14 protein-coding genes are annotated in these 16,313 nt (G+C 66.6%); 6 read left to right on the forward strand and 8 right to left on the reverse strand.

Annotated features, from left to right (window positions below):
- Positions 1-53: 53 nt before the first annotated feature.
- The 4 genes from mutL to ACOAPY_RS18580 are packed head-to-tail and all read right to left on the reverse strand — an operon-like array spanning position 54 to position 5,323.
- Positions 54-1,928 (reverse strand): DNA mismatch repair endonuclease MutL, encoded by a 1,875-nt coding sequence (gene mutL, locus ACOAPY_RS18565; RefSeq protein ID WP_465154273.1) that lies wholly within the window; start codon positions 1,926-1,928, stop codon positions 54-56.
- The gene (locus ACOAPY_RS18570) at positions 1,925-3,370 is read right to left on the reverse strand and encodes an N-acetylmuramoyl-L-alanine amidase (RefSeq protein ID WP_465154274.1); all 1,446 of its coding nucleotides are present in this window, start codon (positions 3,368-3,370) and stop codon (positions 1,925-1,927) included. The genes mutL and ACOAPY_RS18570 overlap by 4 nt, the downstream gene beginning before the upstream one ends.
- A 13-nt stretch (positions 3,371-3,383) precedes the next feature.
- Positions 3,384-3,830, reverse strand: coding sequence for a tRNA (adenosine(37)-N6)-threonylcarbamoyltransferase complex ATPase subunit type 1 TsaE (gene tsaE / locus ACOAPY_RS18575; RefSeq protein WP_372237644.1), 447 nt, complete (start codon positions 3,828-3,830; stop codon positions 3,384-3,386).
- Positions 3,827-5,323 carry an NAD(P)H-hydrate dehydratase gene (locus tag ACOAPY_RS18580; RefSeq protein ID WP_465154275.1) on the reverse strand — a complete coding sequence of 499 codons (1,497 nt, stop codon included), beginning with the start codon at positions 5,321-5,323 and terminating at the stop codon, positions 3,827-3,829. The genes tsaE and ACOAPY_RS18580 overlap by 4 nt, the downstream gene beginning before the upstream one ends.
- A 63-nt stretch (positions 5,324-5,386) precedes the next feature.
- Between ACOAPY_RS18580 and queG the strand changes: the two genes are divergently transcribed.
- On the forward strand, positions 5,387-6,460 hold the full coding sequence (gene queG / locus ACOAPY_RS18585; protein WP_465154276.1) for a tRNA epoxyqueuosine(34) reductase QueG: 1,074 nt from the start codon (positions 5,387-5,389) through the stop codon (positions 6,458-6,460).
- A gap of 16 nt (positions 6,461-6,476) precedes the next feature.
- Here queG and orn read toward each other — a convergent pair whose 3' ends face one another.
- A complete protein-coding gene (gene orn / locus ACOAPY_RS18590) occupies positions 6,477-7,022 on the reverse strand; it encodes an oligoribonuclease (RefSeq protein WP_377740149.1) in 546 nt (181 codons plus the stop codon).
- 38 nt (positions 7,023-7,060) lie between these two features.
- Entirely contained in the window at positions 7,061-7,831 is a 771-nt protein-coding gene (locus ACOAPY_RS18595) for a class I SAM-dependent methyltransferase (protein WP_465154277.1), read from the reverse strand.
- An 86-nt stretch (positions 7,832-7,917) separates the two neighbouring features.
- Here ACOAPY_RS18595 and rsgA point away from each other — a divergent pair, with 86 nt between their 5' ends.
- Positions 7,918-8,949, forward strand: coding sequence for a small ribosomal subunit biogenesis GTPase RsgA (rsgA, locus tag ACOAPY_RS18600; protein WP_278955886.1), 1,032 nt, complete (start codon positions 7,918-7,920; stop codon positions 8,947-8,949).
- A gap of 42 nt (positions 8,950-8,991) precedes the next feature.
- On the opposite strand, the gene motB is transcribed toward rsgA, so the two are convergent.
- The gene (gene motB / locus ACOAPY_RS18605) at positions 8,992-10,014 is read right to left on the reverse strand and encodes a flagellar motor protein MotB (protein ID WP_076583745.1); all 1,023 of its coding nucleotides are present in this window, start codon (positions 10,012-10,014) and stop codon (positions 8,992-8,994) included.
- Between the two features lie 16 nt (positions 10,015-10,030).
- Positions 10,031-10,882, reverse strand: coding sequence for a flagellar motor stator protein MotA (gene motA, locus ACOAPY_RS18610; RefSeq protein WP_076583742.1), 852 nt, complete (start codon positions 10,880-10,882; stop codon positions 10,031-10,033).
- A gap of 118 nt (positions 10,883-11,000) precedes the next feature.
- Here motA and ACOAPY_RS18615 point away from each other — a divergent pair, with 118 nt between their 5' ends.
- The 4 genes from ACOAPY_RS18615 (at position 11,001) to ACOAPY_RS18630 (ending at position 16,257) form a co-directional block, all read left to right on the forward strand.
- The gene (locus tag ACOAPY_RS18615) at positions 11,001-12,524 is read left to right on the forward strand and encodes an HDOD domain-containing protein (RefSeq protein WP_465154278.1); all 1,524 of its coding nucleotides are present in this window, start codon (positions 11,001-11,003) and stop codon (positions 12,522-12,524) included.
- 79 nt (positions 12,525-12,603) lie between these two features.
- Positions 12,604-13,419, forward strand: a complete 816-nt coding sequence (locus tag ACOAPY_RS18620) for a rhodanese-like domain-containing protein (RefSeq protein WP_076583736.1) — start codon at positions 12,604-12,606, stop codon at positions 13,417-13,419.
- 9 nt (positions 13,420-13,428) lie between these two features.
- Positions 13,429-14,295, forward strand: coding sequence for an archaetidylserine decarboxylase (gene asd / locus ACOAPY_RS18625; protein ID WP_465156864.1), 867 nt, complete (start codon positions 13,429-13,431; stop codon positions 14,293-14,295).
- Between the two features lie 150 nt (positions 14,296-14,445).
- On the forward strand, positions 14,446-16,257 hold the full coding sequence (locus ACOAPY_RS18630) for a molecular chaperone (protein WP_465154279.1): 1,812 nt from the start codon (positions 14,446-14,448) through the stop codon (positions 16,255-16,257).
- Positions 16,258-16,313: the final 56 nt, after the last annotated feature.

Consider the following 16,313-nt stretch of genomic DNA (forward strand, 5'->3'; position numbering starts at 1 on the left):
AGTCTACTCGCTGCGTATGCGCTTTCCGAACCGTTTTTCAGCACCGCTCGCCGTCAGCGACCGCGCAGGAACAGCTTGTCCAGATCATCCATGCCCAGCTGAGTCCAGGTCGGCCGGCCGTGGTTGCACTGGCCACTGCGCTCGGTCTGCTCCATATCGCGCAGCAGGGCATTCATTTCCGGCAGGGTCAGGCGGCGATTGGCGCGTACTGCGCCATGGCAGGCCATGGTCGCCAGCAGCTCGTTGAGGTGCGCCTGAATGCGGTCGCTGGTGCCGTACTCCAGCAGATCGGCGAGCACGTCGCGCACCAGCTGGGTGGCTTCGGCCTGCTTGAGCAGGGCCGGAATCTGCCGAATCGCCAGGCTTTCCTCGCCCAGGCGCTGCAGCTCGAAGCCCAGGCGCTGGAACCACTGCGCATGCTCCTCGGCACAATCGGCCTCGCGCTGGCTCAGGGCGATGCTTTCCGGCACCAGCAGCGGCTGGCCGCGTAGGCCTTCGCAGGCCATGGCGGTCTTCAACCGCTCATAGGTGATGCGCTCGTGGGCCGCATGCATGTCCACCAGCACCATGCCCTGGGCATTCTCGGCGAGGATGTAGACCCCCTTGAGCTGGGCCAGGGCGTAGCCCAGCGGCGGTATGTCGCCCTGCGTCGCCGGCAGCGCGGCAGGTTGCTCGGGCAGTGGCGCGAAGTATTCGCGGTAGGCGCCCTGGGCCTCGGCCTGCGGTATCCCGGCCTGTGGCCGCGGCGCCTGATAGCCGGCACCCGCCGAGCGCCAGACCGACGGCTCCGCAGCGGGTTGCTGCAGAACGCTGGCGGCCAGGCCAATCTCGCCCTGGGGCCCGAACTCGCCAGCGGCAATGCCGCTCGGCCGGACGATCTGCTGCACCGCCGCCGGCGCCGCCAGCTGATCTTCCGGACGCACCTCGCCGAGCGCCCGGTGCAGGGTGCCGTAGAGGAAGTCGTGAACCATGCGGCTGTCGCGGAAACGCACTTCGTGCTTGGTCGGATGCACATTGACGTCGACCACACCCGGGTCGATCTCGAGGAACAGCACGAAGGTCGGGTGGCGACCGTTGAACAGCACGTCGCGGTAGGCCTGGCGCACGGCATGGGCGACCAGCTTGTCGCGCACCATGCGGCCGTTGACGTAGAAATACTGCAGGTCCGCCTGGCTGCGCGAGAAGGTCGGCAGGCCGACCCAGCCCCACAGGCGCAGGCCGCTGCGCTCCACCTCGATCGGCAGGGCCTGCTCGAGGAAGGCCGGGCCGCAGACGCTGGCGACCCGGCGCGCACGACTGATTTCGTCCGGCGCCTCGTGCAGGGCGAACACCGTCTTGCCGTTGTGGCGGAGGTGGAAGGCCACATCGAAGCGGGCCAGGGCCAGACGCTTGATGACTTCCTGCAGATGGTCGAACTCGGTCTTCTCGGCGCGCAGGAACTTGCGCCGCGCCGGGGTGTTGAAGAACAGGTCGCGCACCTCCACCGAAGTGCCGACCGGATGTGCCGCGGGCTGTACCCGCGCCTCCATGTCGCGCCCTTCGGTCTCCACCTGCCAGGCCTGCTCGGCCTCGGCGGTGCGCGAGGTCATGGTCAGACGCGCCACCGAGCTGATCGAGGCCAGCGCCTCGCCACGAAAACCCAGGCTGGAAACCGCTTCCAGGTCTTCCAGCTCGCGAATCTTGCTGGTGGCATGGCGCGCCAGGGCCAGGGGCAGGTCGTCCGGCGGGATACCGCAACCGTCATCACGGATGCGCAACAGCTTGATGCCACCCTGCTCGACCTCGACGTCGACCCGGCGGGCACCGGCGTCCAGGCTGTTTTCCAGCAGTTCCTTGGCCACCGAAGCCGGGCGTTCGACCACCTCGCCGGCGGCAATCTGGTTGGCCAGCCGCGGACTGAGCAGCTGGATGCGCCGCGACTCGATCATGGCTGGGCCGCCAGGGCGGTCGCGGGGATATTGAGGGTCTGACCGACCTTGATGGTGTCGTTGCGCAACTGGTTGGCGCTGCGCAGCGAGGCCAGGCTGACCTGGTAGCGCTGCGCGATCAGCGCCAGACTCTCGCCAGAGGAAACCACGTGCACGCGCGGTCCGGGTGCGATCTTGCCGTTGTCGCGCAGCCAGGCGATATAGGTGCCGGGCGGCGGATTCTGCTGGAAGAACTGCCGCACACCCGCCGTGATAGAGCGCGCCAGGGCCTGCTGATGGCCGACGGTGGACAGCTTGCTGGCCTCGTTGGGGTTGGAGATGAAGCCGGTCTCCACCAGGATCGACGGGATGTCCGGGGACTTCAGCACCATGAAGCCCGCCTGTTCGACCCGGCGTTTGTGCAGCGGCGTGATGTAACCCATCTTGCTCAGCACCTGCTGCCCGACATTGAGGCTGGACGACAGCGAGGCGGTCATCGACAGGTCGAGCAGCACGCCAGCCAGCACGCGATCCTTGTCGTCCAGGCTGACGCTGCCGGCACCGCCGATAAGGTCGGACTGGTTCTCGCTGTCGGCCAGCCAGCGCGCGGTTTCAGAGGTCGCACCACGGTCCGACAGGGCGTAGACCGAAGCGCCGAAGGCGCGGCTGCTGGGCGCGGCGTCCGCGTGAATGGAGACGAACAGGTCGGCGCCTTTCTTGCGCGCGATCTCGGTGCGCTTGCGCAGCGGTATGAAGTAATCGCCGGTGCGCACCAGCTCGCCACGGAAGCCGCGCTCGGCGTTGATCTGCCGCTGCAGCTCCTTGGAAATGGCCAGCGTTACATGCTTTTCATAGAGCTTCTTGCCCGGACCTAGGGCGCCAGGGTCCTCGCCGCCATGGCCAGCGTCGATGGCGATGACGATATCGCGCTTGCCGCCGGGTACTGGCGGCAGTTTGGCCGGGGCCGAACCGGGCGCACTGGCGACCGGCGGCGCACTGTTGACCGGCTGCTGCACTTGCGGCGTCTTGGGCGCGCCAGGCGCGGCGCCGGCAGCCTGATCAAAAAGATCGACCACCAGACGGTGCCCGTACTGCTGGTTCGGCGCCAGGGTGAAGCTCTTCGGCGTGACGCCGGCGGAGAGGTCGAGGACCAGACGCAGGTCGGTGGGCGAACGCTGCGCGGAGCGCACGCCGGTAATCGGCGTATTGCTCAGGGACAGCTGGTCCAGTCGGGTGGCCAACTGGGCGCCGTTGACGTCGATGACGATGCGATTGGGTGCGGCCAGGGTGAACACGCTGTGCTGCACCGGACCGGAAAGATCGAAGACCAGGCGGGTGTTATCCGGCGCGCGCCACAAGCGCACGCTGCGGATTTCCGTGGCGGCCAGCACGTCGACGGCCAGTGCCGCCAGCATGACTCCGATACCGCCAAACAGCGCACGCATGCGCATAGCCTTCCCCATCTTTCTTAAACTCTTATAAGGCAGCACACCACGCTTCGGCCCGCGCACCATGTGCCTGCAACTGCAGCGTGCGGCCGACTCCATGCGGGCTAATGGTAATGTCCAGGTCCGCCTTTGGCAAAACGCCGGCGCCGCGCTCAGGCCATTCGATCAGGCACAGCGCATCGCCTTCGAAATAGTCGCGAATGCCGAGGAACTCCAGCTCTTCCGGATCGGCCAGGCGATACAGGTCGAAGTGGAACGCCCGCACCTCACCCAGCTCATAGGGCTCGACCAGGGTGAAGGTCGGGCTTTTCACCGCGCCGCTGTGCCCCAGGCCACGGAGGATGCCGCGTGACAGGGTAGTCTTGCCGGCGCCGAGGTCGCCGTGCAGGTAGATCACACCGCGACCGCCGGTCGCCCGGGCGATGCGCGCACCCAGCTCGTACATGGCGTCTTCGCCTTCGGCATAGAGAGTCATTTCAGGCAAGGTGCATGCTCCTCCAGTAGCTGACGAATGGTCGGAATCAGATCGCTGGCCGCCAGGCCACGCCCCAGCTCGCCCTGACGCATGCCGGCGCCGGCATGCAGCAACACACCCAGGGCGGCCGCCTCGAAAGCCTCCAGCCCCTGTGCGCGCAGGGCCCCGAGCAGCCCGGCCAGCACATCACCGAGGCCGGCGCCCGCCATGGCCGGATGACCACGATCACAGAGCAGCAGGCGACCGTCCGGCGCGGCCACCAGACTGCCGGCGCCCTTGAGCACCACTACCGCCTGGTAACGGCGCGCCAGGGCCAGGGCGGCGGCGGGTCGGTCCGCCTGTACTTCTGCCGTGGTGATCCCCAGCAGGCGCGCCGCCTCGCCGGGATGCGGGGTCATCAGGCTGTCGGCTGGCAGCTCGACGCTACCTGCCGCCAGCAGGTTGAGTGCATCAGCATCCCACACCTGCGGCCGCGCGCTGGCCGCCGCCGCGCTGAGCAGGCTGCGCCCCCAGGCCTGCTGGCCGAGGCCGGGCCCCACCACCAGCACATCGGCACGCGCGCACAGCTCGGGCAGCTGGTAGGTGGACTCGGTGGGCTGGCACATCACCTCCGGCAGGCGCGCCAGGCTGGCAACCAGATGCTCGGGACGCGTGGCCAGGGAAACCAGACCGGCACCGGCCCGCAGGGCGCTCTCGGCACTGAGCAGGGCGGCGCCACCGAAGCCACGGTCGCCGCCGATCACCAGCACATGGCCGAAGCTACCCTTGTGCGCGGTGCGCGCACGCGGCGCCAGTGACGGCACCGCGCTGCCGGCCAGGCGCCGGGCAACAAAGGACTGCTGAGCAACCAGCTCAGGCTCGGCCTGCAGGTCATCGAACACCAGCTCGCCGACCCAGTCCGGCGCATCACCGGTGAACAGGCCGATCTTCAGACCGATGAAGGTCACGGTGAGATCGGCGCGCACCGCCTGCTCCACCACGCAGCCGGTGTCGGCGTGCAGCCCGGTCGGGATATCCACCGCCAGCACCGGCAGGCCGGCGCTGTTGATCGCCTCGACGGCCTGGGCGTAGTGGGGCCGCAGCTCGCCGGCAAAACCGGTGCCGAGCAGCGCATCGACCAGTACGCCGCGCAGCTCGGCACCTGAATGCCAGACCTCAATGGCCACGCCGGCCGCCTGCGCGGCATCGCGGGCCAGGGCGGCGTCGCCCTGCAGCCGCTCCGGTTCGCCGACCGCCAGTACGCGCACGGTCCAGCCGGCGCGCTGCGCCAGCTCGGCGATCAGGTAGCCGTCGCCGGCATTGTTGCCGGCCCCGGCCAGCACGGTGACGGCACCTGCCTGCGGCCAGCGCTGCCGCAGGGCGCGCCAGGCAGCATGCGCGGCGCGCTGCATCAACTCGAATCCGGGGGTGCCGGCGGCAATCAGCCGGGCGTCCAGCTCGCGCACCTGGGCGGCGCTGTATAAAGGAAGAGGCCAGTCGTGATCGTTGCGCATGTTCGGCTATTCGGGCGAGGTCTGGCAGAATTATACCCCTCTCCCCTGCCTCGCCGCCCCGCCATGTCCGACTCCCCTACCGATCTTGCGCAACTGGCGCAGTCCATCAAGGACTGGGGGCGCGAGCTGGGCTTCCAGCAGGTCGGCATCACCGACGTCAACCTCGGCGAGCACGAGGCGCACTTGCAGCGCTGGCTGGATGCCGGCTACCAGGGCGAGATGGACTACATGGCCGCGCACGGCAGCAAGCGCTCGCACCCGGATGAGCTGGTACCCGGCACCCTGCGCGTGGTGTCGCTGCGCATGGACTACCTGCCCGGCGACACCCGGATGACCGAGCGCCTGGCGCAACCCGAGCAGGCCTACGTGTCGCGCTACGCGCTGGGCCGCGACTACCACAAGCTGGTGCGCAAGCGTCTGCAGCAGCTGGCCGAGCGCATCCAGGCGGTCATCGGCCCCTTTGGCCATCGCGCCTTCGTCGACAGCGCACCGGTGCTGGAAAAGGCCATCGCCGAAAAGGCCGGCCTCGGCTGGATCGGCAAGAACACCCTGGTACTCAACCGCAAGGCCGGTAGCTGGTTCTTCCTCGGCGAGCTGTTCGTCGACATTCCGCTGCCAATCGACGCGCCACATGCCAGCGAGCATTGCGGGCGCTGCACGGCCTGCATGGACATCTGCCCGACCGCCGCCTTCGCCGGCCCCTACGTGCTGGACGCGCGGCGCTGCATCTCGTACCTCACCATCGAGCTCAAGGGACCTATTCCCGAGGAGCTGCGCGCGCCCATCGGCAACCGGGTGTTCGGCTGCGACGACTGCCAGATCGTCTGCCCGTGGAACCGTTTCGCCCGCCCCACCGAGCAGGCTGACTTCCAGCCGCGCCACGGCCTGGACAGCGGCGGCCTGGTCGAGCTGTTCCTGTGGACGGAAGAAGAGTTCCTCAGCCGTACCGAGGGCTCGCCATTGCGCCGCGCCGGCTACGAACGCTGGCTGCGCAACCTGGCCGTGGGGCTGGGCAATGCGCCGTCGACCATCCCGGTACTGGAGGCGCTGCGCGCGCGGCGCGAGCACCCGTCGGAACTGGTGCGCGAGCACGTCGCCTGGGCGCTGGCGCGCCACCATGAAAAAGGCCCGCACTAGGCGGGCCCTGGGGCACTCACACTTTCAGGAAGTGCTGGCGGTAATGGCGGAGCTCGGCGATGGACTCGCGGATGTCGTCCAGCGCCTGGTGCGTACCCTGCTTCTGGAACGAGTCCTTGACCTGCGGCGCCCACATGCCAGCGAGGATCTTCAGGGTCGATACGTCCAGATAGCGGTAGTGGAAGTAGGCTTCCAGGTTCTGCATGTACTTGTAGAGGAAGCGTCGATCCTGGCCGATGCTGTTGCCGCAGATCGGCGACTTGCCCTTCGGCACCCACTGCTCGAGGAAGGCGATGGTCTGCGCCTCGGCTTCGGCCGGGCCGATGGTGCTTTCGCGCACGCGCTGGGTCAGACCGCTTTCACCGTGGGTACGGGTGTTCCACTCGTCCATCCCGGCCAGCACCGCATCGCTCTGGTGCACGGCGATCACCGGCCCCTCGGCGAGGATGTTGAGGTCGCTGTCGGTGACGATGGTGGCCATCTCGATGATGACATCGCGCTCCGGATCCAGCCCGGTCATTTCCAGGTCGATCCAAATCAGGTTGTTGGGGTTCTGCGGCATGGGCTCGGCTCCTTCTAGACAGGCGCCAGTTTAGCCGCTCAGAAGTGCCAGAGCAGTAGCCGCGAGTCGCGCCAGTCGTGCAGCGCGATGACTTCGCCAGCGGGAACCCCCGGCACCTCGAAGCTGTTGCTGACCAGCAGGCTGCCGGGACGCATCTCGCGCCGGGCCTTGGCCCACAGCTCGGCCATCGGCGCTGGCGAAAGGAAGCAGTACACCACGTCATAGTCACCCAGCGGCTCGCGCCACAGGCTGCGATAACGGACCCGCACCTGGCGATACGGCAGGCAGCGCAGCCAGGCCAGCAGAAACACCAGCGGTGCCGTTTCCACGCCGACCAGGCGCGCCTGCGGATAGTCGCGCGCCAGCTGCACCAGCGCACTGCCCAGACCGCACCCAAGGTCGACGAAGCGAAAGTCGGGCGGCAGCCCGGCGAGGCGCTGACTCAGGCGCTGGCGGGTGCGCGCCCCGCTGAGGTACAGCGGTACGCGCTCGCGAAAGCTGTTCCAGTTGATCAGCAGCAGCAGGCCGAAAGCGACCAGGAACCACCAGGCTGGCCACTCGCGACTCTGCAGCGCCAGCAGGCCGGGGACGAAAGCCAGGTTCAGCGCCAGCCACCAGCGGCGCAGCCCCAGCCACTGCCCCAGCGCCGCCGCCAGCGCGCCCTGAGCGAGCGCCGCCTGCCACAGGCTCGGGCGCCAGTCGACGAGCCGAACGAACAGCAACAACAGGCAGGCGATCACCGCCAGGGCCAGTAACTGGGCCAGCAGGGCGAGCAGGGCTGGGTATCGAGTGCGCAGAGTTTCGAGCATGCCGCTGTTGTACCAGCAGGCCGACGCCAGGGCCAGCCGCCCCGCGTGCTAAACTCGCCGCCGTTTTCTTATTCAGCGGAACCTTCATGGCCAAACGCCAACTGACCCGCCGGCAGAGCTGGCGCATCGAGAAAGTCCAGGAGGAGCGCGCCGCCCGCGCGGCCAAGCGCGAATCGCGCCTGCTCGATGAGCTGGAAGGCGGTGACCTGGGCGCGGAACAGACCGGCCTGGTAATCGCCCACTTCGGCGTGCAGGTCGAGGTCGAGGCCCTGGAAGGCGAGCTGACCGGCCAGGTCCAGCGCTGCCACCTGCGCGCCAACCTGCCGCCCCTGGTCACCGGCGACCGTGTGGTCTGGCGCGCGGGCAACCAGGGCCACGGCGTGATCGTCGCGCAGCTGCCACGCCACTCCGAGCTGTGCCGCCCGGACATGCGCGGTCTGCTTAAGCCGGTGGCCGCCAACGTCGACCTGATCGTCATCGTCTTCGCCCCGCTGCCGCACCCGCACGCCAACCTGATCGACCGCTACCTAGTAGCCGCCGAGCATGCCGGCATCCGCCCACTGCTGCTGCTGAACAAGGCCGACCTGCTCGACGAGGAAAACAGCGGGCACGTGGACAACCTGCTGACCACCTACCGCCAGCTCGGCTACGAGCTGCTGGAAGTCTCGGCCCACGGCGGCGGCGGCATGGAACAGCTGCAGCAGCGCCTGGATGGTCATGTCAGCGTATTTGTCGGCCAGTCCGGGGTGGGCAAGTCATCGCTGGTCAACAGCCTGCTGCCGGGGGTCGATACCCGCGTCGGCGACCTGTCGGAAGTCACCGGCAAGGGCACCCACACCACTACCACGGCGCGCCTGTTCCACTTCCCTGGCGGCGGTGAATTGATCGATTCGCCCGGCATCCGCGAGTTCGGCCTGGTGCATGTCAGCCGCGATGACGTGGAAGCGGGATTCATCGAGTTCCGCGACCTGCTCGGCACCTGCCGCTTCCGCGACTGCAAGCATGACCGCGAACCGGGCTGCGCCCTGCTCAAGGCCCTGGAGGACGGTCGCATCCAGCCGCAACGCATGGCCAGCTACCGCCACATCCTGGCCAGCCTGCCCGAACCCGAATACTGATGGTGCGCTGAAACGAAGAGGCCGCGATGATCGCGGCCTCTTTCATTCCTGCGGCTGGTCGAACTGCAGGGCACCATCCTCGAAAATGTTCAGCCGTTGGCGCAGCTCGTCGGGCTGGGCCGGCTCGTCCGCGGCGGGAGGCGCCTGCCCGGGCGCCGTGGCCTCGGTCGGAACCGCATCACCGCCGCCGTCCTGCTCACCCTCGATGGCACGCTGTGCCTTCTTGGTCAGGACGATGATGTCGATACGCCGGTTCACCGGATTGAACGGATCTTTGCGATCGAACAGCGCCGAGGAGGCATAACCCACCACGCGCGCAACGCTGTCATCCGGGTAGCCGCCTGCCACCAGGGCGCGCCGTGCCGCGTTGGCACGGTTGGCCGACAACTCCCAGTTGCCGAAGTCGCCATCGCCGGCGAACGGTTTGGCATCGGTGTGGCCGCTGACGCTGATCTTGTTCGGCACCGCCTTGATGGTGTCGGCCAGGATCAGCAGGATGTCTTCGAAATAGGGCTGCAGGCGTGCACTGCCGAGGTCGAACATCGGGCGATTCTCGGCATCCATGATCTGGATGCGCAGGCCGTCCTGGGTGATTTCGAAGAGGATCTGATCCTTGAACTTCTGCAGCTCGGGATTCTCCTCGACCTTGGTTTGCAGCTCCTGCAGCAGCATCTCCAGGCGCTCGCGCTCGACCTGCTCGGCCAGGGTCTCGGCCTGGCTGGGATCGATCTCGGCGGGATCCTGCGTGGCGTCGACGGCAGCCTCCTGGGAATCCGGCGCATCTTTCAGCTCGGGATTGAGCGTGCGATCCGGCGCAGGCGTTGGCGTGCCGCCCAGGTCGATGACGTAGGGGCTGGCACTCTCGGTAAAGCCGATGGGGTCCTGGAAGTAGCCGGAAATCGCCTTCTTCTGCTCGGGCGTGGCCGAGGACATCAGCCACATCACCAGGAAGAAGGCCATCATCGCCGTGGCAAAGTCGGCGAAAGCGATCTTCCAGGCGCCACCGTGATGGCCCCCGGCGATCTTCTTGACCCGCTTGACCAGAATCGGCTGGTTGTTCTCCATGACTCAGCCGCTCGCCTCAGTTGCCACGCATGGCCTGTTCGAGCTCACTGAAACTCGGCCTGTGGGCCGGGAACAGCACCTTGCGTCCGAACTCGACGGCCAGCGTCGGCGGCATGCCGGAGGCTGATGCCACCAAAGTCGCCTTGATCGACTCGTACAGGTTGAGCTCCTCTTTGGCATCGTGCTCCAGAGCCCCCGCCAAAGGAGCGAAAAAGCCATAGGAGGCGAGAATGCCGAGGAAGGTACCGACCAGAGCAGTCGCCACCTTCTCACCGATCTGTGCGTTATCGGCCGTCGCCAGAATGGACATGGTGATCACGATACCCAGTACTGCAGCCACGATACCCATTGCCGGCATGCCGTCGGCCACCTTCGCCACTGCATGGGCGGGGTGCTCCAACTCTTCCTTCAGGCTGGTGATCTCCATGTCGAAGAGATTCTCCAGCTCGTGGGGCGCCATATTGCCGCTGGACATGATGCGCAGGTAATCACAGATGAACTCGGTCATCCGCTTATCCTTGAGGATCGCCGGGTACTTGCTGAAGATCGGACTGGCATTGGGGTCTTCAACGTCGGCCTCGATGGCCATCATGCCTTCGCGACGGCTCTTGTTGAGGATCTCATAGAGCAGCTTCAGCACTTCCAGGTAGAACGCGTGCGTAAAGCGGCTGCTGAACATCGCCAGCGACTTCTTGAACACCGTCATGAACGCGCTGCCGGGATTGGCCTGAAGAAAGGCACCCAGCGCCGCGCCGCCGATGATCATCACCTCGAACGGGTGAACCAATGCCATGAGCTTGCCGCCAGACAGCACGAAACCACCGAGCACGCAGCCGAAGACTACCAGGATGCCTACGATCTTGATCATGAGAGTGAGCTTGAAGAGTCAGTCGATAAGGGTTCTGCAAAACAACCCTTCTAATTATCGGAAGTATTGCGCCAGACTATAGGCAGTAAAGGCGAAAAGCCAGTTTGGCTCAACCTGCATGCCCACTGAAAAGCACCTACCACGCAGCATCGACGCCTGGCTGAAACAGCTGGACGCAGTGCGCCTGCCCGTCGCCAGCCACCACCACGAGGCGGTGCGCCGCGTGCTGCTGGACAGCCGCAGGTCACTGCGCGAGATCGCCGAGCAGATGCAGGTAAGCCCGGCCATTGCACTGACCGTACTGCGCGAGGCCAACCGCAGCTCCGGCAGCCTCGGCGAACCCGCCGAGAGCCTGGAGATGGCCCTCAACCGACTGGGGCTCAAACGTGCGGAAGCACTTCTCGCACAGATGTCGGTGCAGGAACAGGAGCAGATCCCACTGCCACTGCGGCAGATTCAGCTGATTGGCCTGCATGCCTCGCAACAGGCCAACGGCCTGTTCGCCGGCCGCCTGGCACGGCTGTGGCAGGAGATCCACTGGGGCAGCCTGCTGTTCCTCGCCCCGCTGTGGCCGCTGGTGGCCATGCAACCGCAGCTGTTCGAAGCCTGGGAGCGGCGCGTACTGGGTCGCGGCGAATCGGCGAGCAAGGTCGAGCGTGAGCTGCTCGGCACTCCGCTGCTGCCGCTGTGCCTGGCGCTGGCCAGGCACTGGCGCATGCCGGAGTGGATCATCCAGGGTTATCGCCTGCTGGTGGAAGATCGCCGCCTGCTGGTCAAGGCCCTGCATATTGCACGCGATAACGAGCATCCGCTGCACCAGCAGCAACTGCTCGATGCCGATCCTCCTCTGCGCCGCTGGCTGACGCAACCGGCCAACAGCATTCTGCTGGCCAGCGGCCTGGCACTGTCCAGCCACCACAACTGGAGCTGCCAGCACCACCTGCGCTGGCAACGCCTGACCGGCCTGTACTTGCAGATTGCGCTTCCCGAGTTACAGCAACTGGTGCATCAGCAGGCGGCGCTGAGCGCCCGCCAGCACGCACAACCGGGTCTCTGGCATCCGGCCGAGGCCCTGCTGTGGCCTTGGGAAAGCTGCCGACTGAAGACCGTTCAGGCACCGCCCGCGCCGGCCAGCAACCCGCAACTGGAACTGTGGAAGCAACACTGCAGCAAGCTGCTGGCCCAGCCCTCGCCCTTCGCCAATGTCCTGCAACTGACCGACAGTGCCTGTCAGGCCCTGCAGGCCTGCGGCATGCAGCGGATCATGGTGCTGCTGGCAGATCGCACCCACAGTCGCCTGCTGGCACAGCAGGTGGCCGGCCTCCCGGAGACGGCGGCACAATTGCGCCTCGATCCGGCCCAGAGCCAGGTGCTGCGCCGACTGCTGGCCGAACCCGGGCAGTTGCGCCTGAGCCCGGCCAACCTTGCCCAGGTGTCTGCCCTGCTGCCGGGCAGTCTGAAAGCCCTGTTCAACGGTGAACACCTGCTGCTGCGCTCACTGGCCAGCAACGGTCGGGTGGTGATGCTGCTGGTGGTCGATCAGGGCGGCGGTGAAATGGGTGCCGTGCCGCTGCAAGCCTTTACCAAGACGGTGCAATGCATCGAGCGCGGCCTGGCCACCTTCGCCCGTCGCGGCGCCTGATGCCGACAACGATTTCAGCCGGCCTGCGCGCGGGGTTTTCGCTACAATCCGCCCTCAAACGTCTATCCGGAGTCTTCGCATGTCCGCCTTCTCCGGCCTGCCGCTGGTGATCGAACCGGCCGACCTGGCCACCCGCCTGCAGGCCAACGAGCTGATCCTGATTGATCTCAGCCCTGCCGCCCGCTACGCCGAAGGCCATATTCCTGGGGCGCGCTGGGTCGACAGCAAACGCACCCAGTGGGCCCAGCCGCCGGCGCCAGGCCTGCTGCCGGAGCAGCACCAACTGGAGGCACTGTTCGGCGAACTAGGGCACCGCGAGGATGCGGTCTACGTGGTCTACGACGACGAAGGAGGCGGCTGGGCCGGGCGCTTCATCTGGCTGCTCGATGTAATCGGCCACGGCCGCTACCACTTCCTCAATGGCGGGCTGCAGGCCTGGATGACCGAAGGTCGCGAACTGAGCCGGGAGATACCCGCAGCCGCCGACGGCAGGGTCAGCCTGACCATTCACGACGAGCCCACCGCCAGCCGCGACTACCTGCAGGGCCGCCTGGGCGCCGCCGACCTGGCGATCTGGGATGCCCGCTCGCCAGCCGAATTCAGCGGCGAAAAGCTGCTCTCCGCCCGTGGCGGGCACGTGCCGGGCGCGGTCAACTTCGAGTGGACCGCCGGCATGGACCCGCAGCGCGGACTGCGTATTCGCGAAGACATGGCCCAGGTTCTGGAGCGCCTCGGCATCACCAAGGACAAGGAAGTGATCACCCACTGCCAGACCCATCGCCGCTCCGGCTTCACCTACCTGGTGGCCAAGGCGCTGGGCTATCCACGGGTCAAGGCCTATGCCGGCTCCTGGTCTGAATGGGGCAACCTGCCCGACACGCCGATCGAACACTGATATCAAGGAATACCGATGAAACAGCGCCTGTTTATCCTCAGCCAGTACCTGCTGCCGCATCACCTGCTGTCGCGCCTGATCGGCTGCGCCGCCGAGTGCCGCGCCGCCTGGTTCAAGGACCGCCTGATCGGCTGGTTCGCCAAGCAGTATCAGGTCGACATGAGCGAGGCCCAGGTCGAAGACCTGAGCGCCTACGAACACTTCAACGCCTTCTTCACCCGCGCCCTGAAAGACGGCGCGCGCCCGCTGGACGAGACACCCGGAGCCATTCTCTGCCCGGCCGACGGCGCGGTCAGCCAATTGGGTCCGATCGAGCAGGGCCGCTGCTTCCAGGCCAAGGGCCACAGCTTCAGCGTGCTGGAGCTGCTCGGCGGCGACGCCGAACGTGCCAAGCCCTTCATGGGCGGTGACTTTGCCACCATCTACCTGTCGCCCAAGGACTACCACCGCGTGCACATGCCGCTGGCCGGCACCCTGAAAGAGATGGTCTATGTGCCGGGCCGGCTGTTCTCGGTCAACCAGACCACCGCAGAGAACGTGCCCGAGCTGTTCGCCCGCAACGAGCGCGTGGTCTGCCTGTTCGACACCGAGCGCGGGCCGATGGCCGTGGTACTGGTTGGCGCCATGATCGTGGCCAGCGTGGAAACGGTCTGGGCTGGCCTGGTCACGCCGCCGAAGCGCGAACTGAAAACCACTCGTTACGACGAGGCGGCGCGCGCTGCCATCGAACTGAGCAAAGGCGGCGAACTGGGCCGCTTCAAGCTCGGCTCCACCGCCATCGTCCTGTTCGGACCGCAGCAGGTGCAGTGGGCCGAGAACCTCGCCGCCGGCACTCCGGTGCGCATGGGCCAAGCGCTCGCCACGCCGCGAGTCTGAGCACAAGGAACATCCGACAAGGTGCGCAGTCAGAACGCATACGACTCCGCATCTGCCGGGCAGCGAGCTGCGACCGCGCCCCGATGCTGCTAGAGTTCCGAAAAAACCGGCGGCATGGACGCCGCCCAGCTGTCACGGACCTCTCCCGGTATGGATAAACAGAGCCTCCACCTGCTCCTGCGCGTGCCCACCCCCGACAAACAGGGGCTGTCTCTCTGCGACGCGAATCCCAGGGACATGAAACGCTGGCTCGCCGCCTTGCCGAAGGCCAACATCGGTGAGACAGCCCGCCAGCTCTACCAGTGCCTGACCGAGCTGAACCAGCTGATCACCCCCGGCGACAATCGTCTGCAGCTGCTCGAACTGTTGCGCCCTGAGGTGCACTTCGTGTGCAGCCATCTGTCGCGGCACTTCCTCAACCAGTCCATCGTGCTTGACGAGCGCCCACGCAAGGTCGCCAACCTCTGCCAGGCCCTGCAGAACCACCTGGCCATGGGCTACAAGCTGATCGTCACCGAAGAACTGCCGAGCTTTGCCAAGGAGCGGGCGCAATTGCTCGCCGTGGCCCTGCAGCGCGCCAGCCATTGCCTGTACGGCCCACTGGTGCGCTCCACCCAGTTGTACTGCCCGGTGCCAGAGGGGCTCTGGCTGGAGCTGCATCAGCTGTACCGCATCGCCCGCCAACACGGCCTGCAGCGCGCGCAGGTGCGCGACAGCCTGGCCCACAACGGCACAAGCCAGAGCCTGGAACAGATCTACATCGCCGCCCTGCTGCTGGGCTGCGCTCGCTGCAACCAGATGCGCCAGAGCGGCATCGCACGCCTGGCCGAAGCCCTGGAAAGCTGGAGCCAGCTGGCGTCGCTGCGGCGCGCCGACGAACCGACCAGCCTGTTTGCTGTTGCCCCACAGCTGGACGGCCCTCCACGCTACAAATCGCTGTTCGGCGCCACCGAACTAAACCACCTAATCGGCCTGGACCCGCACGCGCTGGTCGATGCACTCAAGGAGCACCTGCTGCTTCCTCCCGAGAGCGCGGAAGGCTCACGCCTGTCGGTTCCCGAAGGCATGCCCAGCGAACTGCTGCAACACCTGGCCTCGGCCTGGGGCGACATCGCCGAACGCACTTTCCAGCGAACCCCCGGCCGCGGCAGCCTGACGCTGTGCATCGGCATGTCGGCCCTGCATTTCAATCTCGCCGGGCAACGCAGCTTCTCCGACCTGCTCAAGCACGAAGCGGCGCCACGTAGCGCCCAATTCAAGACCAGCAACATCGGCAGCGGCGGCCCCGACGTCTGGGCCAGCGCCTTCGATGCCCAGCGCGAAAGTCACTGGGAGCTGGGCCTGCAGATGGAGGATATCCAGTTCAAGCCGGCAAAAGGTGCCAGCCAGACCGCAGAGGAGACTGGCGACAGCTACCCCAGCTATGAGCTGCCGATCATCAATCACAGCCCAGGCGGCTATTGCCTGAATTGGCCGCGCGAAGTTCCCAGCCAGCTCCAGGCCGGCGAACTGCTGGGCATCCAGGACACCCCCGGGCAGGGCTGGAGCGTCGCCGTGGTGCGCTGGATTCGCCAGGTGCGCGGCGGCGGCACGCAGATGGGCATCGAGCTGATAGCTCCACATGCCCAGCCCTGCGGCGTGCAACTGGTGCGCAAGAGCGAACAGAACAGTCAGTACCTGCGCGCCCTGCTGCTACCTGAAATCCGCGTGATTTCGCGCCCAGCGACCCTGATCACGCCGCGCCTGCCGTTCCAGGAAAGCCACAAGGTGGTGATCAACCTGAGCGGTGATGAGACTCGTGCCATACTCAGTCGCAAACAGACCAGCACCGCTAGTTTCAGCCAGTTCGAGTACCGCATTCTGGGTGAAGCGAAGCCCCCCAGCGGGACCTCCGTCACAGCCGCGAAAGCCCCTGGCAAGAGTGGGGACGAAGACTTTGACTCACTCTGGAAGTCGCTGTAGATTGCCCGAACAGACCATCCGTCGTCTTTTTGCGCCCGTTCCTCGGCGCCCTCCAA

Source organism: Pseudomonas stagnisoli, assembly GCF_048595745.1.
GTDB lineage: Bacteria > Pseudomonadota > Gammaproteobacteria > Pseudomonadales > Pseudomonadaceae > Aquipseudomonas > Aquipseudomonas alcaligenes_A.

Coding starts and splice junctions, on each gene's coding strand:
- orn (WP_377740149.1), bottom strand. CDS start 7,022: ATGCCGCAGAACCCCAACAACCTGATTTGGATCGACCTGGAAATGACC.
- ACOAPY_RS18620 (WP_076583736.1), top strand. CDS start 12,604: ATGTCCGCCTTCTCCGGCCTGCCGCTGGTGATCGAACCGGCCGACCTG.
- queG (WP_465154276.1), top strand. CDS start 5,387: ATGTCCGACTCCCCTACCGATCTTGCGCAACTGGCGCAGTCCATCAAG.
- ACOAPY_RS18595 (WP_465154277.1), bottom strand. CDS start 7,831: ATGCTCGAAACTCTGCGCACTCGATACCCAGCCCTGCTCGCCCTGCTG.
- ACOAPY_RS18580 (WP_465154275.1), bottom strand. CDS start 5,323: ATGCGCAACGATCACGACTGGCCTCTTCCTTTATACAGCGCCGCCCAG.
- ACOAPY_RS18630 (WP_465154279.1), top strand. CDS start 14,446: ATGGATAAACAGAGCCTCCACCTGCTCCTGCGCGTGCCCACCCCCGAC.
- tsaE (WP_372237644.1), bottom strand. CDS start 3,830: ATGACTCTCTATGCCGAAGGCGAAGACGCCATGTACGAGCTGGGTGCG.
- mutL (WP_465154273.1), bottom strand. CDS start 1,928: ATGATCGAGTCGCGGCGCATCCAGCTGCTCAGTCCGCGGCTGGCCAAC.
- rsgA (WP_278955886.1), top strand. CDS start 7,918: ATGGCCAAACGCCAACTGACCCGCCGGCAGAGCTGGCGCATCGAGAAA.
- ACOAPY_RS18615 (WP_465154278.1), top strand. CDS start 11,001: ATGCCCACTGAAAAGCACCTACCACGCAGCATCGACGCCTGGCTGAAA.
- motB (WP_076583745.1), bottom strand. CDS start 10,014: ATGGAGAACAACCAGCCGATTCTGGTCAAGCGGGTCAAGAAGATCGCC.
- motA (WP_076583742.1), bottom strand. CDS start 10,882: ATGATCAAGATCGTAGGCATCCTGGTAGTCTTCGGCTGCGTGCTCGGT.
- ACOAPY_RS18570 (WP_465154274.1), bottom strand. CDS start 3,370: ATGGGGAAGGCTATGCGCATGCGTGCGCTGTTTGGCGGTATCGGAGTC.